General features: G+C 62.2%; 22 protein-coding genes. 7 read left to right on the top strand and 15 right to left on the bottom strand.

Annotated features, from left to right (window positions below):
* Positions 1-236 precede the first annotated feature (236 nt).
* Positions 237-626, bottom strand: coding sequence for a hypothetical protein (locus FDY95_RS07740; protein ID WP_138076366.1), 390 nt, complete (start codon positions 624-626; stop codon positions 237-239).
* A 205-nt stretch (positions 627-831) separates the two neighbouring features.
* Between FDY95_RS07740 and FDY95_RS07735 the strand changes: the two genes are divergently transcribed.
* Both FDY95_RS07735 and FDY95_RS07730 read left to right on the top strand, forming a co-directional pair.
* Positions 832-2,163, top strand: a complete 1,332-nt coding sequence (locus FDY95_RS07735; RefSeq protein WP_138076364.1) for an NAD(P)/FAD-dependent oxidoreductase — start codon at positions 832-834, stop codon at positions 2,161-2,163.
* Positions 2,164-2,542: 379 nt separating this feature from the next.
* On the top strand, positions 2,543-2,965 hold the full coding sequence (locus FDY95_RS07730) for a carboxypeptidase-like regulatory domain-containing protein (RefSeq protein WP_138076362.1): 423 nt from the start codon (positions 2,543-2,545) through the stop codon (positions 2,963-2,965).
* A gap of 43 nt (positions 2,966-3,008) precedes the next feature.
* On the opposite strand, the gene FDY95_RS07725 is transcribed toward FDY95_RS07730, so the two are convergent.
* Positions 3,009-3,446, bottom strand: coding sequence for a hypothetical protein (locus FDY95_RS07725; RefSeq protein ID WP_138076360.1), 438 nt, complete (start codon positions 3,444-3,446; stop codon positions 3,009-3,011).
* Between the two features lie 221 nt (positions 3,447-3,667).
* Between FDY95_RS07725 and FDY95_RS26750 the strand changes: the two genes are divergently transcribed.
* Positions 3,668-4,309, top strand: a complete 642-nt coding sequence (locus FDY95_RS26750) for a response regulator transcription factor (RefSeq protein WP_138076358.1) — start codon at positions 3,668-3,670, stop codon at positions 4,307-4,309.
* A 336-nt stretch (positions 4,310-4,645) separates the two neighbouring features.
* A complete protein-coding gene (locus tag FDY95_RS07715) occupies positions 4,646-5,092 on the top strand; it encodes a carboxypeptidase-like regulatory domain-containing protein (RefSeq protein WP_171025582.1) in 447 nt (148 codons plus the stop codon).
* Between the two features lie 293 nt (positions 5,093-5,385).
* On the opposite strand, the gene FDY95_RS07710 is transcribed toward FDY95_RS07715, so the two are convergent.
* The 8 genes from FDY95_RS07710 to ettA all read right to left on the bottom strand — a co-directional run bounded on the left by FDY95_RS07710 (position 5,386) and on the right by ettA (position 12,118).
* On the bottom strand, positions 5,386-5,799 hold the full coding sequence (locus FDY95_RS07710; RefSeq protein ID WP_138076354.1) for a hypothetical protein: 414 nt from the start codon (positions 5,797-5,799) through the stop codon (positions 5,386-5,388).
* 471 nt (positions 5,800-6,270) lie between these two features.
* The gene (locus tag FDY95_RS07705) at positions 6,271-6,843 is read right to left on the bottom strand and encodes a helix-turn-helix domain-containing protein (protein ID WP_138076352.1); all 573 of its coding nucleotides are present in this window, start codon (positions 6,841-6,843) and stop codon (positions 6,271-6,273) included.
* Between the two features lie 335 nt (positions 6,844-7,178).
* Complete coding sequence (locus FDY95_RS07700) at positions 7,179-8,126, bottom strand: HNH endonuclease (RefSeq protein ID WP_138076350.1); 948 nt, start codon at positions 8,124-8,126, stop codon at positions 7,179-7,181.
* Positions 8,127-8,139: 13 nt separating this feature from the next.
* A complete protein-coding gene (locus FDY95_RS26570; RefSeq protein WP_212744872.1) occupies positions 8,140-8,919 on the bottom strand; it encodes a TIR domain-containing protein in 780 nt (259 codons plus the stop codon).
* 93 nt (positions 8,920-9,012) lie between these two features.
* A complete protein-coding gene (locus FDY95_RS07690; RefSeq protein ID WP_138076348.1) occupies positions 9,013-9,480 on the bottom strand; it encodes a hypothetical protein in 468 nt (155 codons plus the stop codon).
* The gene (locus FDY95_RS07685) at positions 9,480-9,893 is read right to left on the bottom strand and encodes a helix-turn-helix domain-containing protein (protein WP_246073961.1); all 414 of its coding nucleotides are present in this window, start codon (positions 9,891-9,893) and stop codon (positions 9,480-9,482) included. Before FDY95_RS07685 ends, FDY95_RS07690 begins: the two co-directional genes overlap by 1 nt.
* Positions 9,877-10,383, bottom strand: coding sequence for a hypothetical protein (locus FDY95_RS07680; RefSeq protein WP_138076347.1), 507 nt, complete (start codon positions 10,381-10,383; stop codon positions 9,877-9,879). Before FDY95_RS07680 ends, FDY95_RS07685 begins: the two co-directional genes overlap by 17 nt.
* Before the next feature lie 67 nt (positions 10,384-10,450).
* The gene (gene ettA / locus FDY95_RS07675) at positions 10,451-12,118 is read right to left on the bottom strand and encodes an energy-dependent translational throttle protein EttA (protein WP_138076345.1); all 1,668 of its coding nucleotides are present in this window, start codon (positions 12,116-12,118) and stop codon (positions 10,451-10,453) included.
* Positions 12,119-12,659: 541 nt separating this feature from the next.
* Between ettA and FDY95_RS07670 the strand changes: the two genes are divergently transcribed.
* The 3 genes from FDY95_RS07670 to FDY95_RS07660 all read left to right on the top strand — a co-directional run bounded on the left by FDY95_RS07670 (position 12,660) and on the right by FDY95_RS07660 (position 15,179).
* A complete protein-coding gene (locus tag FDY95_RS07670; protein ID WP_138076343.1) occupies positions 12,660-13,964 on the top strand; it encodes a DUF349 domain-containing protein in 1,305 nt (434 codons plus the stop codon).
* 149 nt (positions 13,965-14,113) lie between these two features.
* The gene (locus FDY95_RS07665) at positions 14,114-14,335 is read left to right on the top strand and encodes a DUF2795 domain-containing protein (protein WP_022821757.1); all 222 of its coding nucleotides are present in this window, start codon (positions 14,114-14,116) and stop codon (positions 14,333-14,335) included.
* A 58-nt stretch (positions 14,336-14,393) separates the two neighbouring features.
* Positions 14,394-15,179, top strand: coding sequence for an ABC transporter ATP-binding protein (locus tag FDY95_RS07660; RefSeq protein WP_138076341.1), 786 nt, complete (start codon positions 14,394-14,396; stop codon positions 15,177-15,179).
* Positions 15,180-15,286: 107 nt separating this feature from the next.
* On the opposite strand, the gene FDY95_RS07655 is transcribed toward FDY95_RS07660, so the two are convergent.
* From FDY95_RS07655 to FDY95_RS07635, 5 genes are all read right to left on the bottom strand, one after another.
* Positions 15,287-16,459 carry a lycopene cyclase family protein gene (locus tag FDY95_RS07655; RefSeq protein ID WP_138076339.1) on the bottom strand — a complete coding sequence of 391 codons (1,173 nt, stop codon included), beginning with the start codon at positions 16,457-16,459 and terminating at the stop codon, positions 15,287-15,289.
* A 74-nt stretch (positions 16,460-16,533) separates the two neighbouring features.
* Positions 16,534-17,166: an RBBP9/YdeN family alpha/beta hydrolase gene (locus FDY95_RS07650; RefSeq protein WP_138076337.1), complete on the bottom strand. Its 633-nt coding sequence runs from the start codon at positions 17,164-17,166 to the stop codon at positions 16,534-16,536.
* Positions 17,167-17,433: 267 nt separating this feature from the next.
* The gene (locus tag FDY95_RS07645; RefSeq protein WP_171025581.1) at positions 17,434-18,066 is read right to left on the bottom strand and encodes an RBBP9/YdeN family alpha/beta hydrolase; all 633 of its coding nucleotides are present in this window, start codon (positions 18,064-18,066) and stop codon (positions 17,434-17,436) included.
* A 164-nt stretch (positions 18,067-18,230) separates the two neighbouring features.
* The gene (locus FDY95_RS07640) at positions 18,231-19,094 is read right to left on the bottom strand and encodes an LOG family protein (protein ID WP_111477575.1); all 864 of its coding nucleotides are present in this window, start codon (positions 19,092-19,094) and stop codon (positions 18,231-18,233) included.
* 366 nt (positions 19,095-19,460) lie between these two features.
* Positions 19,461-20,723 (bottom strand): ABC transporter permease, encoded by a 1,263-nt coding sequence (locus FDY95_RS07635; RefSeq protein WP_138076334.1) that lies wholly within the window; start codon positions 20,721-20,723, stop codon positions 19,461-19,463.
* Positions 20,724-20,909 lie beyond the last annotated feature (186 nt).

The raw sequence follows: 20,909 nt of genomic DNA, 5'->3' as shown, positions 1-20,909 counted from the left end.
ACCAGCAAGTTATCCACCCAAGCCAGTCAAACCCACCTTACAATGTTCATACTACCAGTTATAGACTACTCGTTCACACAACGCTTACAAGGGACATTCCGACAATGGTTATACCTATAAATCAGGTAATTATACGTCTCATCGGGTAATTTTACGCGATTCATGGGCGCAAAAATGCTTTTACAGCCGTTGCCGGCCGTATTCCGATAAGGCCGTGAGCGGCATGCTACCGGTACCTATGATTGTTGCTGCAGCCACACGTAGGCCGAAGCCACGTCGCCGAAGGCCACCACCACCGGCCGCTCGATGTGCTGCAGGGCCTGCTCGGTGTGCTGCCGCATCATGAAGTCGCGCGGGAATACCCAGGCCAGGTACTGCAGCCCGGCGCTGGTCATTTCCTCCAGCCACCACGCGCCCCACAGGGTGAGCTGCATAGTTTGCCGCGTCACGCCCGAGTTGTCGTTGAGAATCTTGCGGCAGGGCTGCCGGCGCAGCGCCTCCAGCATCAGCAGGCACGCCGCCTGCGACGACTCCTGGTCGTGCAGCCCGCGCCAGTCGCAGTACAGCCACTCGTTGGCGGCGTCGTGGCTGATGACCAGCCCGGGAGTGTCGACCAGAAAGTGCATGGGCGAGGAGAAAACGGCCAGCGCGGCCGGTGATAAAAGTAAGGCCGGCCAGCTTACTTCCCGGCCATCCTTGTACTTATGTAAGGCGCTTGCATGATTTCCGGTTCATTTTACCGGCATTTCGTACCTGCCACCAGATTGACGCAGCCCTTCCCGCCCTGCGGCCGTATCATTGCCCACCTCACGTCTTACTCCCCCGCTGCTTATGGAAGGCCTGGCCAAAATCGAAGACCTCGGCAAGCCCCGCGTGGTTATCGTGGGCGGCGGTTTTGGCGGCCTGGAGCTGGCCAAGGCCCTGCGCCACGCCCCGGTGCAGGTCGTGCTCATCGACAAGCAGAACTACCACACCTTCCAGCCCCTGCTCTACCAGGTGGCCACCGCCGGCCTGGAGGTCGACGCGGTGGTGTCGCCCTTCCGCAAAATCCTCGACGAGCAGGAAAACCTCTTCTTCCGCCTGGCCGAAGTGCAGCGCATCGACGCCGAGCGGCAGGTGGTGGAAACCTCCATCGGGCTGGTGCGCTACGACTACCTGGTGCTGGCCACCGGCGCCACCACCAACTACTTTGGCGACGCCGAAATGGAGCGCAACGCCATTGCCATGAAGAGCGTGATGGACGCCATCGAGCTGCGCAACACGGTGCTGTCGAACTTCGAGAAGGCCCTGCAGCTCGGCGACGAAGTCCAGCTCAACTCCCTGCTCGACTTCGTCATCGTGGGCGGCGGCCCCACGGGCGTCGAAATTGCGGGGGCCCTGAGCGAGCTGCGCAAGCACATCTTTCCGAAGGACTACCGCGAGCTGGACTTCCGGCAGATGGACATTCACCTCATCCAGAGCGGCGACCTGCTGCTGAAGGGCATGTCGGCCGAGGCCTCGCGCAAGTCGCTGGAGTATCTGGAGCGCTTTGGCGTGCAGGTGCACCTGAACAAGCGCGTCAAATCGTACGACGGCTACACCGTCACGCTCAACACCGGCGAAACCCTCGTCACCCGCACGCTCATCTGGGCCGCGGGCGTGGCCGGCGCCCCGGTCGACGGCCTGCCGCCCGAGTGCCTGCGCAAGGGCGGCCGCTACGCCGTCGACGAGTTCAACCGGGTGAAGGGCCACCCCCACATCTTCGCCATCGGCGACATTGCCGCCATGGAATCGACGGAGTACCCCGAGGGGCACCCCATGCTGGCCCAGCCCGCCATGCAGCAGGGCCGGCTGCTGGCCCACAACCTGGAGCGTCTGCTGGCTGGCCAGGCCCCGCAGCCCTTTCGCTACGACGACAAAGGCTCCCTGGCCACCATCGGCCGCAACCACGCCGTGGCCGACATCAAGCTGCTGGGCAAGGACCTCAAAACCCAGGGCTTCCTGGCCTGGATCATCTGGATGTTCGTGCACCTGATGTCGCTCATCAGCTTCCGCAACCGCCTGTTCGTGTTTCTGAACTGGACCTGGAGCTACTTCACCTTCGACAAGGGCCGGCGCTACATCATCGGTCCCACGCGGGAGCCCGTGCCGGTCGAAGCCACCACCGAAAAGGCCATCGTGTAACCCGCCGCCCCGGTCGCCCCAACGGCCGGGGCGGTTTTGCGTTCGGGCGCTGAGCCGGTTGAGCCACGCGGCCACAACGCAGGAGCGGCGTTGGGCGGATAACGACCCGGCCGCCGACACCCTCATCCACTTACCGCATCCGACCGCCGCGGCTCGCACGTGGGGGCGCGTTGCATCATTGGGTGAGCCTTGCACCGCCGACGAACTGGCGCCCCCGGCACCGGGCCTGATACTCTCATTTCGGTTGAGTTATGGCCTGAGAATGGAGAGGAAACTTTCATTGACCAACATAAAACTTTACTTTAACTAATTTTTATTTGCATATAACAGATATCAGGATTAGTTTTATTCAACAATAAATTTCAAACACCATATTACCATGCACTCCACCCTCTCTCTGACCCTTCTGGCCCTGGTTTTCCCCCTGACTTCGGCCCTGGCCCAAACGGCCCCTGCTCTGCCCGCCACCGCCGTTGCCCCGGGCCTGCCCGCCGACCATTCGGCGCAGGTTATCAAGGGCCAGGTTATCGACGAAGATGGCCAGCCCCTGCCCGGCGCCACCATCATCATCAAAGGCACCCGGCACGTGTGCAGCACCAACGCCGACGGCGTCTTCTCGCTGCCCAGCGCGCACCCGAGCGAGCAGGTACGCGTGAGCCTACTCGGCTACACCGAAGCGGATATGGCCGTGCGCAGCGGCACCGCCAACGCCGTGACGCTGCAGCTGCTGCCGGGTACCCGTATCAAGCACGGCGGACGCCACAACGGCAAGCTGCTGGCCGTTGGGCGGGCGGAAGAGTAACGCGGCCCGGGCCCGGCTGCTGGCAGCCGGAGCAAACCCGTCCTTAGCGGCTTGCCGCTTGCTCGCCGGCGTGCATCTGCGCCAGCCAGTTCATGGCGGCCTGCTCCTCGATGAAACGCTGCACCTGGTAGGGCCGGTGGTCGAAGTAGCTGAGCTTGGGCACGTCCGCGTCGGCTTGCAGCTCCTCCAGGTGCGTAGGCGTAAAGAGGTAGGCCAGGTACACCTTGCCGCCCAGGCGTGGCGCCAGCTGCGGAAAGAATTCGTCCATCATCCAGCGCGAATCGGCCTTGTGGGAGTGCAGCCGCCGCCGGCCATCTACCAACCACCAGCGGCACTGCCGTGCGCTGGCGGCCTCCAGCAGGGCGAGGTAGCCGGCCTGCAACTGCTCAGGCGTCACCGACTGCAGCCAGCGCCCGACGAGCACATTTAGCTCAACCCGGTAAACGATCTGGAGAAACTCCGGCGAAGGCAGGATCAGCATGGCAGCAGTGCATTGATGCCGTAAGGTAAGGCATCGGCTCAAAAGGCCTGGCGGTTATGCAAATCTGCCAGGCTGGAGTTTTACCATAGCAATATTGTATTTATAAAATATACAACTCATATTGTCAGCACACGCTCCAGGCACTACACTGCCGCCACTCTTCCTGCTACACACCTATTGATCCACGTTTTTCCCGTTTGTATGCCTCTACTGCTACCCCTATGTTTTCCTGCGCAAGTGCTGGTCCCGGCACCGTTCTGGTGGGGGCGCCCCCTACCCTTTACCGCCAAGGCCTGCTCGCCACATTGCACGACACCTGGCCCACGCTGGAACTCACGCTGACGACCGACGCCGACCAAGTACCGGCCCTCGTGCACCGGCAGCCCTTCAGCCTCATTGTGCTCGATAGCTCGGCGACCAGCCAGGGGCTCCCGCTGCTCATTGCCAACATGCGGGCGTTTCGGCCGCAGCAGCCGGTGCTGGTGCTCACGGCCCAGCCCCTCGCGCGCCGCTGCCGGCAGGAGCTTCGGCACAGCGCCACCACGCTGCTGCCCCGGCATTCGTCGCCGCAGGAGCTGGTGCAGGCCATTCACCCCTGGCTCAGCAACCCCACCGGCAGCCGGCTTTCCTCGACGGCGTCCATGGCCCGGCACTTGGGCCCGCCCACGCCATTTAGCCGCCGGGAGCTAGACGTTCTGCGCCTGGTGGTTGATGATTGCACCAACCTGGAAATTGCCCGGCACCTGGGCCTGAGCGTGCGCACCGTGGAAAGCCACCGCCGCGCCCTACTCCAAAAAGCCGGTGTCCGCAGCCTGATCGGGTTGGTAGCCCAAGCCGTGCGCGGAGGCTGGATTTCATCCTGATGCCAAGTAGACCCCAGTGGTACGGCTGCCTCCCTGCTTCTGCAGCGCCGCTATGTTACAAGGCCCAATGAGTAATGTTCAAAAAACCAGCCGCAAAGACCAAGTCAGGCGTGACAAATAGTGCAATTAATCCACCAGCAATATCATAAGGCATAGCCCCGCCTATGTTATTTTCAAATCATCATTATTCCGATCCGAAACACACAATCCAATTATTCAGTATCTTCACCGATGCCCACCAGATTTTCCAGTCCAATTTCACCCTGGATTACTGGTCGAGCACCGGTCAAGTGTGGCCGCACGAACCTGACCGCTCATTCCCACGTTCCTCCAGCTATGAAACACCTGGCTACCCTCGTTATCGGCCTGCTCCCCCTGGCCGCCGCTGCCCAAACCCAGCCGACCATCACCAAGGCCGATAGCAGCCAGGTCGCCAGCGCCCCGGTGCAGCCCGCGGTGCTCGAATGCGCCATGCTCACCGGCCGCGTTACCGACGCCTTCGCCTACCCGCTGACCGGCGCCACCGTGATGCTGCGCAGCCGCGACAAAGCCTTCGTGACTGACGCGTTCAGCACCAATGCCGAGGGCCGTTACCTGGTCACCTCCAAAAAGCCCATTCCGCGCGACGTGGTGCTGCTCATCACGGCCGCCGGCTACACCACCCTGGAGCAGCCACTGGCCAACTGCCAGCCCCTCGACGTGACGCTGGAGCCGCTGCCCGGCACCAAGTTCAAGTCGGACGGGCGCATCAAGAAGACCAGCAATACCGGCAAGATCAAGTAGGTCGCGCCGGTAGCCTAGCGGCTGCTTAGCATATGCCCTGCTGTGCTGCGTACCGCCCCGATAGCTCGCCTGACGGGGTGCTGTTTTTTTGTGGCCCAGCCATTCTATCAGCGCACCGGTGACATCGTTGCGCCGCACCAAGGAGAGTAGCACCCTTGCTGCCGGACCGCGCCGCGCTTACCTGCTCGTTGCCGTACCCCGCCCTTACGACACCCCGCCGAGAGTCTTTCAAGCAACACTGCCTGTTCCGGCTAACCGGAACAGGCAGTGTTGCATTAGCCTACGATTGTCGTTTACAGCGCCGTTTTCCGGGCCTCCACCGCCGCTATGAAATCATTTAGTTCGGTGATGCGGGCGGTAGTCTCGGCCTGTTGACGCTCGCGGGTGAGCAGGGCCACCGGGCCGCGGGCTTCCTGGCGGTCGGTCAGGTCGGCGCGGCGGGTGGTGGCGTGGCGCAGGTCGGCCTCTTTTTGCTTGCGGACTTTGGTGCCGGCGGCCAGGGTGGGAACCAGGTCGGTCAGCGAGTCGATTTCGGCGTCGAGGCCGGCCATTTCGGCCTGAATTTCGGTGGCGACGTCGCTGGACGCGTCGCGGGCGTAGTCGATGTTGGCGGCGCGGTTGTTGAGCCGCTTTAGGTCGGCGGCGGCCTGGTCCAGCAGGACGTCGCACTCGGCTACGGAGGTCAGCAGATTCACGGAGTATGCCATTGGTAAAAGCGGTTAAAAGGTGGACTTAAAATTCAGGTAATGAACGCCTAGCCCCTTTCCCAAGTATTGCCAAGCTCAACTATTTATCAGGCGGTGTGGATAGTAAGAGGGTGTTGGGGATTTTATTTTCAGCTCATGCTGCATCTGGCGTCCGCTTGTCGAAGCATCTCTACCGCTTCGTCAAGGATGCTTCAACGAAGCGGTAGAGATGCTTCGGCAAGCGGACGCCAGATGCAGCATGACGTTCTAGAAGCACTTTTAACACGCTCTAGGTAAAAAGCACGCCATGCTTCGACAAGCGGACGCCAGATAAAGCATGACGTCCGGAAAGGCCTCAGAATAAGAACGTGTTTGGGATTTTAGGTTTTGGTCATGCTGCATCTGGCGTCCGCTTGCCGAAGCATGACGCGCTGGAAGCCTGTTCAGCAAAATCCAACACGCTCTAACTTTCCCAGTTACTGTCCACAGACCCTAGTAAAAATCGGCTAGCAGCTGCGCCAGCTCGGCGGCCTCGGCTTGCAGGTGACGCAGGCGCACGGTGAGCAGCAGCTCGGCCGCTGCTTCGTCGGCAGCCAGCGCGGCATGGGCTTCTGCCTGCCGGGCCGCCACCCACTGGCGCCGGCCCGCCGCCCCCGGCCCCGCATCGGCCGCTACGGCTGCTTCCAAAGCCGGCAATATCTGCTCCCAGCGCCGGGCCTGCTGGCTCCGGGCCTCGTGCTGCGCCAGCGCCTGCTGCAGCTGGGCGGCCCGCCGGCGGCACCGGGCCAGCCGCTGCCGCAACGGCGCGGCGGCCGGCAAGGTGCTGCTGGCAGGCGCCGGGGCGGCGGGCTCGGCCGGGGCCAGGCCCAGCGGAGCCGGGAGCAGATCGGCCAGCTGGCTGAGGCGGCAGCGGCTTTCGGGGCCCAGCAGCTTGCGCCCCGCCTCAACGTGCGCCACCTGCCCCCGCGTGACGCCCAGGAAGCGGGCCAGCTCCAGCTGCGAGAGGCCCAGGTAGGCGCGGACGGCGGCGGTCAGCGTGGCGGAGGGAATGGCTTTCTGGGGCATAGCCTTTCCAACGAACAAGGCGCCGCGGTAGCATTGGCAGAAAATTATTGTTGAATGCTACCGGACCAGGGTAGCATTCCCCGGGAAAATTTCCAGAATGCTACCGGGCTGAGCCCAGACCGGCAGCGCGCAGCGGCCAAAGGCTGGTGGACGTGCTGGATGGCCATGCGCACCCGGCGTCCGCCCGTCGAAGCATTTACACCGCGGAATTCAACGAAACGGTAGAGGTGCTTCGACGGGCGGACGCCGGATGAGCAGGACGTTCTGTTGTTTGGCCTACCGGCTACAGATTCCAGCCCGGGTAGCTGACCGAAGCCTCTGCGCCCTGCGCGGCCTCACCCCCGCTGCCGGTGCAGGTTGGCGGGGCTGGGATACCAAGTAGGGTTGGCGGGCAGGTGCAGGCGCTGTCCCTCGAACTGGCGCAGGCCGTGGGCGGCGCCGGCCAGCTCGCGGAAGCCCTCGGCCACGCGCACCCGATAGTCCTCGTCGATGTAGAACAGGTGGCGGTCGAAAGCACGGTGCAGGGTGGGCGTCAGGGCCAGGCCGTTGGGCAGGCTGTCGTCCTGGCTCACGGCCCAGGGCACGATGTGACAGGCGTCGAGCAAGGGGTTGGGCGCCGCGCTGCGGGTGCTGCTCAGCTTCAGGCCCGTGACGGCGCAGGTGTGGTCGTAGGCATCCAGCACCACGCGCTTGAACAGGCCGCTGCGAATGGCCACCTGCAGCTCATCGGCGGGCTGGGGACGAACGTGGTAGAGCGCCGCGGGCTCGGCGGCCAGCATGTGCTGCTGCAGGGCCAGCACCTCGGCAGCCCCGGCGCGGGCCTGGTAGCGGCCACGCGTCTGCGGAAAATAGCGGTGCAATAGCGCCTGGCGCAGCTCCTCGCGGGCCGCGGGCGCCTGCAGCAGCACCCACAGTTCCTCATCGAGGGTGGCGTATTCGACGGTGTCGCGCAGGCTGCGGAAGCTTTTGACCGAGCGCGAAGCCGTCAGCAGCACTTCCAGCCCCGGCAGCGTGCGCAGGTGCCAGAACCCGTCGCCGGTGAGGTGGTAGAAGGGCAGGGAAAAGTCGTTGGCCCGAAACAGCGCGGAGGTGCTCAGGTCGCGGCAGAGGCTACGGAAGGCGGCCAGCAGCTCCGGGGTGATGTAGATGCGGTTGTCCTGGATGCTGCCGTCTTCGATGCCTTCGAGCACGGCCAGCAGCAGGGCGGGCTTGTACGGGGCCTCACCGTGCTGACGGCTGCGCGCCACGCGCAGGTGGGTGAAGCGGTGGAGGTAAATGGTCAACGAACCCAGCAGCTTATAGCTTTTTCCGAACGGCTGGGTCAATATAGAAGCCGGCTGCACTCAGTTCGTCGGCCAAGCGGCGCTTCCAAGCTCCTGCTTTGTCGTAACCTTCATACACCACGCCGCTAAAGTCGCTGGGCATCTCCACGCTGCCAGCCATGAGTACGAACACGTGGCGGCGGTCCAACAAAGCCACGAAGTAACCTAACTCCAGTATCACGTTCTGCCGGGCTCGGGGGGCCAGCGCGGGCGTGGCTTTGCCGGCGGCTTTCAGGCCGCCCACATCGTCGGGACTACAGAGTACGATGGCGTAGCCGCAGGCCCGCGCCTCACGGTCAAACTTCTCGATGATGGTGTCGCCTTTGTTAAGGGCTTCGCTGAGCACTACGTCATCTAGGCCCACTTGGTGCAAAAGGCCCTGTACGGCTAGCCGCATGGCCTCGTCGCGGCCGTGCACGATAAATACCTTGCGGCTTTCGGCCTCTATGGTTTTGAGGGTACGCAACAACATGGTTCGGGCCGTATGCAGCGCCGGCACCTCTAGCAGGCCGTGCCCGAAGACATGGTCGGTGCTTTTCAGCTTTCCGGCCAGTTCTACCAGTTTTTTTTGGTGGGCGGCCCCGCGTACCAGCTTGGCTTTGCCCAGTAACCCAGCCGCAGCAGTAGCCGCAGCAGCCAACGCTTTTTGCGCCTCTTGTTCGTAGCCAACGCTACGACCGTACCGATCCTTGGCGGCGGGCAAGGCAATAGCTTCTACTTTTTCACGCAGCGCCTGAAGTTTTTTTCGATCCATACAGGAATGACAGAGAAATTAGCTGATGGAAGAAAGCCACAACAGCCCAGCCGCTTCGCCCTATTTCTGCAGCATGCTTGCGCGGGTGAGCTGCTATTCTCCCGTAGTAACTTGTGGCTGCCACAGTTGCTGCGGGCTGATAATTGGTAGGATGGCGGCACCAAAAGACGTACCCGCCAACCGCGCCTGCAGCTGCCCGCGCATAGTAGAATAGGCTAGACTGACGGCCGTATGAGCCAGTTGCAAGGGCAGCTTTCCGTCCTTGCGTAACTCGTCCAGCCCTTGGTATTCAAACACTACGGCAATACGAGCTTTTACGCGCGGTTTAGCACCAGCCGGGCGGGCTTTGGCAGAAATGGTGATGTCCGTGTGCACGTCCACCCGCAGTTGGTCGGCTTCCAGTGAACTAAACAGGATGTCGGCCTTTGATTTAAAACCATACTGTCCGTGAGCAGCCATGGGAGGCATGGTGTCGTCCAAAGTCAGATGCAATAGTTGCACTTGACACAGCGTCAGGGCCGCAACCGCAAAACGCGATGCGTCAGCAGGAGTTTCAGCCATCAGGCGGCTTCTGTGAGTGTGTATACTTCTTCCATCGGCGCGGTGCGACGGCGCTGGGGCTGCTGACTACGTATCGGCGGTTGCCAGGAGTCTTCGGCTTCGGCCCATTGTACCTTGGCCGGTGCCGTACGCGCAGCCGTAGCCGCCTGGTCGCGGAAGGTCAGAATCAAGTCTTCCTCCAACACGGCCTCCAGGCGCGTCAGGCTTTTGAGCGTGAAGTTATGCAAGCCACTGAGCCAACGGCTTATTTCCGACTCCTTCTTACCCAGCCGGTCTGCCAACGCTTTTTGCGTTAGCCCTTTCCGCTTCATAGCTGCGGCAATCAAGCCGGACAGTTGCATCGATTTATCTACAAACCGCTTTTCCTCTTCGCGAGGAGAAAGTTGAGTGAGCAAGTCAGTTAAGGTATTCATCGTCGGGGATGTCAATTTCAAGTGAGTAGGCCTGGGTAGCGTTTTCGGGTAAGCGCTCCGGCCCTACGTGGCGCCGCCGTAGCGCCTGTACTACGTAATTCATCAAGCGAAAGTGCGGCAGGCAGTCGGGGCTTTCCTGTACCGTCTGGCTTGATTTGATACCACCGCCACAGAGCAGCAGGGTCCGGTCATCAAACCGGTAGCAATACAAGCGCAACGGGCCTTTGTCTATGGGCAGTGCGTGCCCCTGGCCTTCGCCCGGTCGGAAGAAGCGCAGCAACGCGCCTTCCAACCGGGCAATTCGGTCCAGCCAATCAAGTAATGTTCGTAAAGCGGCTCCAAAGCGCTTGTCTGATTGGTAGCGGGGGTGAGCAAGCATCCGGCCGAAGAAGCGGGCTGTTTCTGAGTCAGTCTGCTCCGGCAGCCGCACCGAGTACAAGCGAGCTTTGGCCCCCTCGGCAAACCATACGACTTCAACCAGAATCTTCACTTAAAAGTTAAGGCAAAAGTAAAGAATTATTTGAACAGCAATCGGCCAGGCAGATAAATTTCACGTGCTACCCCAAGCTCCGGTAGCGCACCCGCTTGGGCTCCACGTCCCCCAGGCGCTTCTTCTTGGCCTCCTCGTAGTCCGAGAAGTTGCCCTCGAACCATACCACCTGCGAGTCGCCCTCGAAGGCCAGGATGTGGGTGGCCAGGCGGTCGAGAAACCACCGGTCGTGGCTGATGATGACGGCGCAGCCGGCGAAGTTTTCCAGCGCGTCTTCCAGGGCGCGGATGGCGTTAACGTCGAGGTCGTTGGTCGGTTCGTCGAGCAGCAGCAGGTTGGCGCCCTGCTTGAGGGTGGTGGCCAGGTGCACGCGGTTTCGCTCCCCGCCCGAGAGCGAGCCGACTTTCTTTTCCTGGTCGCCGCCGCGGAAGTTGAAGTTGCTCACGTAGGCGCGCGAGTTCACCTGCCGGCCAGCCAGCAGCATGGTTTCGGTGCCGCCCGAGATGGTTTCAAACACCGACTTGTTGGGGTCCAGCGTGTCGTGCTGCTGGTCCACGTAGGCCGTCTGCACCGTGGGGCCCACCACGAAGGTGCCCGCGTCGGGCTTCATCTGGTCGGTGATGAGGCGGAACAGCGTGGTTTTGCCGGCGCCGTTCGGCCCGATGATGCCCACGATACCGCCCTGCGGCAGCGCAAACGAGAGGTTTTCGAACAGCAGCTTGTCGCCGAAAGCCTTGCTCAGCCCCTCGGCCTCAATCACCTGGGCACCCAGGCGCGGGCCGTCGGGGATAAACAGCTCCAGCTTCTGCTCCTTTTCCTTGGCGTCGGCCGTCACCATCTTGTCGTAGCCGGCGAGGCGGGCCTTGCTCTTGGCCTGGCGCGCTTTCGGGGCCATGCGCACCCATTCCAGCTCGCGCTGCAGCGTTTTCTGGCGCTTGCTCTCGGTTTTTTCCTCCTGGGCCAGGCGGTTGGACTTCTGCTCCAGCCACGAGGAGTAGTTGCCCTTCCACGGAATACCCTCGCCGCGGTCCAGCTCCAGGATCCAGCCGGCCACGTTGTCGAGGAAGTACCGGTCGTGGGTCACGGCAATGACGGTGCCCTTGTACTGTTGCAGGTGCTGCTCCAGCCACAGCACCGATTCGGCGTCGAGGTGGTTGGTCGGTTCGTCGAGCAGCAGCACGTCGGGCTCCTGCAGCAGCAGGCGGCACAGGGCCACGCGGCGCTTCTCCCCGCCGGAGAGGTTGCCGATGAGGGCATCTTCGGGGGGCGTGCGCAGCGCGTCCATGGCGCGCTCCAGCTTGTTGTCGAGGTTCCAGGCGTCGAGCTGGTCGAGGCGCTCCTGCACCACGCCCTGGCGCTCCAGCAGCTTGTCGAAGTCGGGGTCTTCGCCGCCGAAGGCTTCGTTGATTTCCTCGAACTCCTTGAGCAAGGCCACCGTTTCGGCCACGCCTTCCTCGATAACCTGGCGCACCGTCTTGGCCGGGTCGAGCTGGGGCTCCTGCTCCAAGTAGCCCACCGAGTAGCCCGGCGACCAGACGACTTCGCCCTGAATCTGCTTGTCGACGCCGGCAATGACCTTCAGCAGCGAGGACTTACCCGAGCCGTTGAGGCCGAGCACGCCGATTTTGGCGCCGTAGAAGAACGAGAGGTAGATGTTCTTGAGAACCTGTTTCTGGGGCGGGTACACCTTGGTTACCCCCGCCATGGAGAAAATAATGGTGGGCTGGTCGCTCATGCAGAGAACTTGTGGGTTGGAGTCAAAAGGGAATTGTAGAACGTCATGCGGACCCTACCGAAGCAGCGCTACCGCTTCGTGCGTTCGTCATGTCGAGCGAAGTCGAGACATCTTGCGTGCTGATGCTGGAGAGTAAACTCAACGAGCAAGTTACCCTTGGACGTCAGCACGCGAGATTCCTCGACAAGCTCGGAATGACGTGCAATGTGAGGCAAACGAAGCGGTAGCGCTGCTTCGGTAGGGTCCGCATGACGTTCTTTCGCAGCAGGTGCCCGCCGTTGTTCAGCTGGTCACACCGCTTTCACAAAGCTACGCCAGCCGCGCTACAGAACACAGCCCGCAAAGTTTACTTGCGTCATATATAGGTTCTAATGCAACTTCCGGCAGCGGATGCCAGCGCCGACTGCCGCGCATTCCTTTTATTGCCTAACCAAGCTCGTCTGCCTACGTACCGTCAAGTCGTTACGAAACCCGTAAACTTGTGCGTTTGACGTTTTCCGCCACCCACCACCCCGCACCTATTCAGTAGGTTAGTATCCGTATGGAACAGCAAACCCAGCTGCTCACCCAGGCCCGTCAGTTTGGCTACATCGAAGGCGACCAAGTCTGGCTCAAGCCCTTCATGGAATTCCCCGCCCGCCAGGTCGGGCAGGTAAAAGACACCGAGGACGCCGCGCTGATGTACTTCGCGCAGCGGTTCGAGAGCTTCCGCACCAAGGTCGACGGCCTGCTGGCGCGCATCGACGAATCCGAGAACAAGGGCTCGTTCCTGATGAAGGCCCTGCACCTGAAGGAGCAGATCGGCGCCTACGACGGCCTCGGCGACTTCACCGCCCTGCACGAGCGCCTCACCGAGGCCGAGGAGCAGATTCGCACCCTCGTCTCGCGCAACCGCGAAAAAAACCTCGCCACCAAGGCCAAAATCATCGAGGAAGCCGAGGCCCTGCATACCAGCGTCGACTGGCAGGCCGGCGCCGAGGTGCTCAAGGACCTGCGCCAGGCCTGGATCAAGACCGGCCCGGTGGCCAAGGAGCTGACCGACGACATGGAAAACCGTTTCCAGGCCGCCGTCGAAGACTTCTACACCCGTAAGAAAGCATTCCAGGCCGATAAAAAGGCCATGACCAACCGGGCGTTTGAGAAGTACAAGTCGCTCATCCACAAATCCGAAGCCCTGCAGAACTCCGACGACTGGGAAGGCGTCACGGCCCAGCTCAAGGAGCTGCAGCAGCAGTGGAAGGACGTGGGCGGCTCCTTGCCCCGCAAGACGGCTAATGACCTGTGGACGCGCTTCCGCGCCGCCCACAACCGCTTCTTCGACCGCCTGAAGGAACACATCAGCTCCAAGCGCAGCGAGGCCAAGGACCACTACATGGACGACAACCTCACCCGCAAGCGCGACCTGGTGAAGGAAGCCGAAGCCCTGGTGGAGCGTCCCATGCACGAGGCCGTGGCCCGCGCCAAGGAGCTGCAAACGGCCTGGAAAAAGGTCGGCCCCGTGCGCGGCCCCGAGTCGGACCGCGTGTGGGAAGCCTTCCTTTCGGCCTGCGACCGGGTGTTTGAACTAAGCTCGCTGGAGCACTATATTCGGAAGCGTCAGCCCCAGGAAGGCCCCAAGCCCCCGGCCGACGAGCAGTACGCGCAGCGCGTGGCCGCGCTCAAGGACTTCATCAAGTACGACCGGCAGGAGCAGGCCGTGCTGGAGGAAAACCTGGGCAAGCTCACCGATACGCCCGGCAACGAGGCGTTCCGCAGCATGCTGCAGAGCAAAATCCGGGCGTTCGAACGGAAAATCCGCACCAAAAACGACCTCATCGAATTCCTCCGCCTGCGCTACCAGCAGTAGCCAACATTTCGGCCGCGTTTGCGTTGTCAGCCCAATACGCGGCCCTTTCCTGACGCCTTGTCGGCCGGCCACCCCTCGGCCGGATTTTTGCGGGCGCCGCGCCCGATACCCTTTCTCAACTTCCCCCCTTTTTTACGCACACCCTGACTATGTACTGGACCCTTGAACTTGCCTCGTACCTGGAAGATGCTCCCTGGCCGGCCACCAAAGACGAGCTGATTGACTACTCGATCCGCTCGGGCGCCCCGATGGAAGTCGTGGAAAACCTGCAAGCCCTCGAAGACGACGGCCAGCCCTACGAAAGCATCGAGGAAGTGTGGCCGGACTACCCGACCAAGGAGGACTTCATGTTCAACGAGGACGAGTATTAGGAGCCAGTTAGTAGTTGTCAGTTGTCAGGATCTTTACCGGCCCCAAGCCGCCTGCCTGATGAGTCTATCAACTGACAACTCGCAACTGACAACTGCCAACTCTCCTCTCGCGCTGCGCGCGGACAATCTGGTTGCGGGGTACGAACGACGCGTTCTGCTCCGCAACCTTTTTTTGTCGGTACCCCAGGGCGCCTTTGTCGCCATTGTGGGCCACAACGGCGCCGGCAAAACCACCCTGTTCCGGGTGCTGACGGGCCAGCTGCCTTACCAGGGCACCGTTGAAATAGCGGGCCGCGACCTGCGCACGGTGCGCCGCCCGGCCGTGGAGGGCCTGCTGGCTCACCTGCCGCAGCGCAATGTGGTGGGCTTCCCCATCGAAGTGCGCGAGCTGGTGGTGATGGGCCGCTTTCGGCAGCACCGCGGCCTGCTGGCCGGCTACACCCCGGCCGACTACGCCCAGGCCGATGCGGCCCTGCAGGAAGTGGGCGCCGTCCACCTCGCCCACCGCGACTTCACGCTGCTCTCCGGCGGCGAGCAGCAGCTCGTGTGGCTGGCCCAGCTCCGGCTGCAGGACGCCGCCCTCTGGCTGCTCGACGAGCCCACCCAGCAGCTCGACGTGTACTACCGCCGCCGCGTGTTCAGCCTGCTGCGCCGCTGGGGCCAGGAATACCGCAAAACCATCCTCTGCATCACCCACGACCTGGAGCAGCTCCCCGCCATGCCCGGCTACCTGCTGAACATGTCGGCCCCCGAGCCCCAGCTCCAGCCCCTCAGCCGCGCCACCGTCGACGCCGCCCGCGCGTGGCTGGAAAACGAAGCGAGCCTGATGAGCAATGAGCAATGAGCAATGAGCAATGAGCAATGAGCAATGAGCAATGAGCAATGAGGCTACGCCTGCCTGCCGGCCCGGTTACGCCAATTCCTCATTCTTCATTGCTCATTGATAATTGATCATTCCGCCCTCTTCCCTGGCCGGCCCAGCAGCACCTGCCCGATGGAGCGCAGAAATGGCCAGGGCGTCACGGAGTTCATCACCCGCAGGTTTTCGGGCCAGGTGGTGCGCTCGTCTAGAAAATCCAGGATGCGCTCCACCGGGTTGCGCTGAAACAGCTCGGCGAAAATGTCGCGCGTCCCCTCGCCCCGGCGCTGCATGATGTCGAGCAGCAGGCTGTCGAAAAAGCGGAACTGCCACTGGTCCCCGGTCAGGTCGGCGGGCAGGGTGCCGGTGGTGGCAAGGGCCTCGGTGAGGCGGGCGGCTTGCTGCTGCATGCGCAGAAAGGCGTAGCCGGTGCTGGCCTTCACGCGCCCGCCGCGGGTGCCCAGGTTCACGATATTGGCCCCGTCGCGGGCCGGAAACGGGTGGTCGGTCATCGGAATGGCGCCGGTTTCCGTTTCCACCACGCGGTACGGCCGGCTGGCCAGCATCGTGGCCAAATATTGCCGTAATGCGGCCTCGTATTCGGCCGGTGGCAGCAGCTGCCCCGAAAACAGCGTGTACTCCACCAGCGCCCGGCGCGGGCCGAAGGGCAGCACGTACACGAAGCGGCACTCCCGCTGCTGCTCGACGGTGAAGTCCATAAACACCGGCGTCGTGGCATCGAACGCGTCGAAATCCGTTTCCACTTCCCAGCCCAGAAAGTGCTGCCAGAGGTAGCGCCGGTCGGGCCGCGGCACGGGTTGGGGCGGGCGGCTATCGAAGACGTAACGGGCCGTAAACTCGCCGGCCGAGGTGCGGGCCCGCACGCCGCCGGGCGTGTTCGTCAGCTCCTCGACGTGGGCCGGCACGCGCGTAAACTGCGCCGGCCGGGCCGCCAGCGCCGCCTGCACGAAGCGGTAAAAGTCGATGCCCCGCAGGGTGCAGTAGCGGTAGCGCCGCAGCGGCAGCACGGCCGAAAACCGCGGGCTGCGAAATGCCAGCTGCCGCCACTCGGCCGCCAGCACGGCGTCGTAGGGCGTGGGCTGGTCCGTCCAGAACGACCAGGTCCGGTCGTTCTGGTCTTTGGCGGCGGGCTCCAGCAGCAGCACGCGCTTGCCTTGCAGGCGCGGCTCCTGGCTGATATAGTAGGCCATGCTCAGGCCCGCCGCGCCGCCGCCGGCCAATAGGTAGTCGTATTCGGGCTCCAATCGGTAGAAACGTAGCGTGACGGGGCCTTGACGTTCCGGCCCCGCCCCAAGCTACGGATTCCGGGTCGGCGGGGCTACGCGCGGGCCAGCCAGGGCGGCAGAAAAGCCCCGGTCATGTCGCGGATGGCGTCGCACACGTCCGGGTCGAGGGCGTTGCTGAAGTGCTGCCGCCCCGGCAGGATATTGACGCGGGCCTGCAGGCGCTCCAGCCACAGTTTTTCATTCTGCTGGTAACCCGTGGTGTAGGGGTCGTCGTCGGAAAGCATGACCACCAGCTTATCGGCCGGAATGGCGCGCCGGGCCCGGTCGTAGTCCACCGGGGCGTTCATCCAGTTCAGGATATCCTGCCAGGGGTTGTCGATGAGAAACCAGCCGGCCACGCACAGCACCCCACCCACTTGCAGCTCCGGGTCCTTCTTGTTGATTTCGGCTAAGTGGTGCAGAATAGCCAGGCAGCCCACGCTGTGCCCCACCAGGTAGGTTTCCTCCTGGCGCAGCCGCTCCGCCGGCAGCATTGCCGCCAGGTAATCGGCAGCATTACTGACGGTCGGAATCTGCCAGGCGGGCATGTCCAGCGGCTTCACTTCGTAGTGGCACTGGTCTTCGGCGGAAGAAGCTTCGAGCTGCTGCTTCAGCCAGGGGTACCAGTCGCTGCCCGAGTTGCCGCCCCAGCGCGGAATGATGTAGACGTGTTTGGTAGGAACCATGCCAGATAATTTGCGTGCCGGGCCCGGTATCTGCTCTGTCGGCCCACTGATTATTGGCTAAGTATAAACGTCGGAACCTGATTTACTTACACCTTCCCAAAATGGCCTTATTTTCCCAAAAAGAGAAGCCCCGGTAAACGCCGGAGCTTCTCTTCGGGAACAACAAGATTCACCGCGCTAATCACGCATGTTTAAGCGCTAAAGCGCCTATATCAGAGTTGCCTTCAAAAGCAGTGCTCAGGCCCGTTAACGGGCAGTTTTGGCAGGCTACCGGCGCAGCGTTTCAGTATGGTCGAAGGCACCGGCCAGGTCGCGCACGGCGTCGCGTACGTCGAGGTCCAGCTGGGCGCTGAAGTGCTGCCGACCGTGCAGAATGCTCACGCGGGCCTGCAGGCGCTCCAGCCACAGCTTTTCGTTTTGCTGGTACGCCGAAGTATACGGGTCATCGTCCGAGAGCAGCACCATCAGCTTGTCTTCGGGAATCGCCTGGCGGGCCTGCTCGTAGTCGATGGGCGCGTTCATCCAGTGCAGGATATCCTGCCAGGGGCTATCCACCATAAACCAGCCGGCCACGCACAGCACCCCGCCCACCCGGGCGCTGGGGTCTTGCTTGTTGATTTCGGCCAGGTAGTGCAGAATAGCCAGGCAGCCCACGCTGTGGCCCACCAGGTACACCTCCTGCTCGGCTAGTTTGGCGGGCGGCAGCAGCTTAGCCAGGTGCTCCACGGCTTGGCTGATAACGGGCACGTCCCAGGCGGGCATGTCCAGCGGGTGCACTTCGTAGCGGCAGCCATCCTCGGCCGCGGCCTGTTCCAGCTGCTGCTTCAGCCAGGGGTACCAGTCGCTGCTGGAGTTGCCGCCCCAGCGCGGAATGATGTAGACGTGTTTGGTAGGATTCATAAGAGAGGGTGGGTGAGGGAAAACGGCCAACATTCGTTTGGGCACAATAACACGACTTCATATAACTGAATTAATATCATATAACCAAACTACAGATCAACAGTGGTAAAATAAAAAAAGCCCCCGGCCGGGCCGGAGGCTTTGCGCAGCTGCGCTGAAGTCGGTTAGAAGTTCGGCGAGAGCAGGTACTTCTGGTAGAAGTCGTCGATGATTTTCACGGCTGAGGCCGCGTCGTCCACGATTTGCACCAGCTGCATGTCCTCGGCCGAGATGTTGTGCTCCTCGTGCAGCATCACCTCCTCGATCCACTTGAACAGGCCGTTCCAGTAGGCCGAGCCCACCAGCACGATGGGGAAGCGGCCGATTTTGCGGGTCTGAATCAGGGTAATGGCTTCGAACAGCTCGTCGAGGGTGCCGAAGCCGCCGGGCATGCCGATGAAGCCCTGCGAGTACTTCACGAACATCACCTTGCGCACGAAGAAGTAATCGAAGTTGATGACTTTGTCCGGGTCGATGTAGATGTTGTGGGTCTGCTCGAAGGGCAGCTCGATGTTGAGGCCCACCGACTTACCGCCTTCCGAGCGGGCACCCTTGTTGCCGGCTTCCATGATGCCGGGGCCGCCGCCGGTGATAACACCGTAGCCGTGGCGCACCAGCTTGGCCGCAATTTCCTCGGCCAGCTGGTAGTAGGGGTTGTCGGGCTTGGTGCGGGCCGAGCCGAACACCGATACGCAAGGCCCGATCTTGGCCATCTTCTCGAAGCCCTCCACGAACTCGGCCATGACCTTGAAGATCTGCCAGGAGTCGGCAATCTTAATCTCGTTCCAGTCCTTGTCGACGAAAGCCTTGCGGATGCGGTGCTCGTCGTCGAGCTGGGTGGTCCGCTCGCCGTGGGCCTGCTCGCGCAGGTCGCTGATGGTGGTAATCTTGTTGTCGTTGACGTCGGGCTGCACGATGGTCTTGCCGCTGCCGACGTTGTGGGCTTCTTCTTGAAGCTTGGTTTTGCTGGTTTTCTTCAGTTTGGTCATAGCCGCGCTGATGGTAATGGGCCGGGCCGCCTTCGTCGTCAAGGGCTGATGCTACCGCACAGGTTCAGGCACGGCGGGCCGGGAAGTGAGAAATGGGAATGTATGAGGGGGCAAAAGAAAGGCCGTTCAACGCCTTGGCGGCGGAACGACCAAAAGTATGGGCGCCCAAGTTAACAATTTGTTAACATCCAACTAGCAAGTATGGCGAATTTGTTATGCTGCCGAATGTTCCTCGAACGTCATGTCGAGCGCAGTCGAGACATCTCGCTGGATAGTAATCTGCTCGTTGAACAGAACGCTACTATCAAGCGTCAGCCCGCGAGATGTCTCGACTGCGCTCGACATGACCTCTTTTTTCAACTGGCTTTACTTCGCCCGGATGGCGTCCACGGGGTCCATCATAGCAGCTACCACGGCGGGCACAATGCCCGAGATGATGCCGATTAGCACCGACAGCCCCAGGCCCAGGATGATGCGGTTCAGCGTCATGAAAATGCGGAAGGAATCCTGGGGTATCAGCGTGACCAGCCACACCAGCAGCAGCCCGGCCGCCCCGCCGAGCAGGCACAGAAACACGGCTTCGAAGAGAAACTGCGAGAGAATGAAGTAGTTCTTGGCCCCGAGCGACTTCTGAATCCCGATGAGGCTGGTGCGCTCCTTCACCGACACGAACATGATGTTGGCAATGCCGAAGCCGCCCACCAGCGTGGCCAGCCCCCCAATCAGCGCCCCGGCCACTCCGATGACGCTGAACAGCTTGGTAATGGCGTCGGCCAGCATTTCGGGGCGGTTCAGGGCGAAGTCGTCCTCCTCGCGGGGCTTCAGGCCGCGGATGGTGCGCATGGCGCCCTGCACCTCGGCCTCCAGGTTGAGCAGGCCCGGGTCACTGTCGGCCCCCTTGATGCCGATGGTGCCCTGGGCCCCGCCCATGCCGCCGGTGCTCAGGGCATAAATCTTGGTGAAAGCGCCCAGGGGCACTAGGCAGTTGGTGTCGTTGCTGGGCGTGTCGATGAGCTTTTTGCCCTCGCGCTCCATCACCCCGATGATGACGAAGCGCCGCCCGTGCGTCTGGAACTCGCGGCCAACCGCCGAGCCCACGGGGTAGAGGTTGTGGGCAATGTCGTAGCCCACCACGGCCACGTTGCGGGCCGCTTCCACCTCCTGCGGGGTAAAATAGCGGCCTTCCTGAATCGGCACGTCCGACACCAGCCGGTACTCGAAGGTGACGCCCTGCAGGGCAATGCTTTCCATACTGTTGGAGCCGGCCTTGAGCGTATTGCCGCCCCGGGCCGCAAACAGGGCAATGCCGCGCTGGTTTTCCGGCGTGAGCAGGCGTTGCAGCTGGCGGAAGTCGCGCATGGTGGGGCTGGGCCGGTTGAAGTACTTCCACCAGGGGTAGTCGCCGCCGAAGGCCCAGGGCCACTTGGCCACGTAAATCACCTTGTCGCCCACGAAGCTCATGCTCTGCCGGATGCTGGCCTCCAGCGAGTCGACCACGGTGAAGACGGCAATGATGGCGAAGATGCCGATGGTGACGCCCAGCAACGAAAGAATGGTGCGCAGCAAATCAGCCTGCAGGGCCTGCCAGGCAAACCGGAAGCTTTCAAAGGTGAGGCGCAGGGTTTTCATAGCGGTGAGATGGGGAGGTGGGGAGATGGAGAGGTGGTGAATTGGTGGGTTCGACGTTCAGGCATTCGGAACAGCACTCACTATTTCACTATCTCACCATTTCACCTTTTTCGGGCGGAAGGTAACGATATATCCGGGCGGGTTCCGTACTTTTGCAACTCGAAAAAAATGCGTATTCTCCCCGCA

Source organism: Hymenobacter jeollabukensis (assembly GCF_005771675.1).
GTDB classification, from domain to species: Bacteria; Bacteroidota; Bacteroidia; order Cytophagales; family Hymenobacteraceae; genus Solirubrum; species Solirubrum jeollabukense.
Note: the sequence above shows the minus strand (reverse complement) of the source record. Positions and strands in the feature narration are given on the sequence as shown.

Excerpts from the sequence above, each read along its gene's own strand:
- FDY95_RS07715 (WP_171025582.1), top strand. The coding sequence starts at position 4,646 with ATGAAACACCTGGCTACCCTCGTTATCGGCCTGCTCCCCCTGGCCGCC.
- FDY95_RS07645 (WP_171025581.1), bottom strand. The coding sequence starts at position 18,066 with ATGAATCCTACCAAACACGTCTACATCATTCCGCGCTGGGGCGGCAAC.
- FDY95_RS07705 (WP_138076352.1), bottom strand. The coding sequence starts at position 6,843 with ATGCCCCAGAAAGCCATTCCCTCCGCCACGCTGACCGCCGCCGTCCGC.
- FDY95_RS07725 (WP_138076360.1), bottom strand. The coding sequence starts at position 3,446 with ATGCTGATCCTGCCTTCGCCGGAGTTTCTCCAGATCGTTTACCGGGTT.
- FDY95_RS07640 (WP_111477575.1), bottom strand. The coding sequence starts at position 19,094 with ATGACCAAACTGAAGAAAACCAGCAAAACCAAGCTTCAAGAAGAAGCC.
- FDY95_RS07660 (WP_138076341.1), top strand. The coding sequence starts at position 14,394 with ATGAGTCTATCAACTGACAACTCGCAACTGACAACTGCCAACTCTCCT.
- FDY95_RS26750 (WP_138076358.1), top strand. The coding sequence starts at position 3,668 with ATGTTTTCCTGCGCAAGTGCTGGTCCCGGCACCGTTCTGGTGGGGGCG.
- FDY95_RS07735 (WP_138076364.1), top strand. The coding sequence starts at position 832 with ATGGAAGGCCTGGCCAAAATCGAAGACCTCGGCAAGCCCCGCGTGGTT.
- FDY95_RS07665 (WP_022821757.1), top strand. The coding sequence starts at position 14,114 with ATGTACTGGACCCTTGAACTTGCCTCGTACCTGGAAGATGCTCCCTGG.
- FDY95_RS07740 (WP_138076366.1), bottom strand. The coding sequence starts at position 626 with ATGCACTTTCTGGTCGACACTCCCGGGCTGGTCATCAGCCACGACGCC.
- FDY95_RS07685 (WP_246073961.1), bottom strand. The coding sequence starts at position 9,893 with ATGAATACCTTAACTGACTTGCTCACTCAACTTTCTCCTCGCGAAGAG.
- FDY95_RS07730 (WP_138076362.1), top strand. The coding sequence starts at position 2,543 with ATGCACTCCACCCTCTCTCTGACCCTTCTGGCCCTGGTTTTCCCCCTG.
- FDY95_RS07650 (WP_138076337.1), bottom strand. The coding sequence starts at position 17,166 with ATGGTTCCTACCAAACACGTCTACATCATTCCGCGCTGGGGCGGCAAC.
- FDY95_RS07635 (WP_138076334.1), bottom strand. The coding sequence starts at position 20,723 with ATGAAAACCCTGCGCCTCACCTTTGAAAGCTTCCGGTTTGCCTGGCAG.
- FDY95_RS07670 (WP_138076343.1), top strand. The coding sequence starts at position 12,660 with ATGGAACAGCAAACCCAGCTGCTCACCCAGGCCCGTCAGTTTGGCTAC.
- FDY95_RS26570 (WP_212744872.1), bottom strand. The coding sequence starts at position 8,919 with ATGGATCGAAAAAAACTTCAGGCGCTGCGTGAAAAAGTAGAAGCTATT.
- FDY95_RS07690 (WP_138076348.1), bottom strand. The coding sequence starts at position 9,480 with ATGGCTGAAACTCCTGCTGACGCATCGCGTTTTGCGGTTGCGGCCCTG.
- ettA (WP_138076345.1), bottom strand. The coding sequence starts at position 12,118 with ATGAGCGACCAGCCCACCATTATTTTCTCCATGGCGGGGGTAACCAAG.
- FDY95_RS07710 (WP_138076354.1), bottom strand. The coding sequence starts at position 5,799 with ATGGCATACTCCGTGAATCTGCTGACCTCCGTAGCCGAGTGCGACGTC.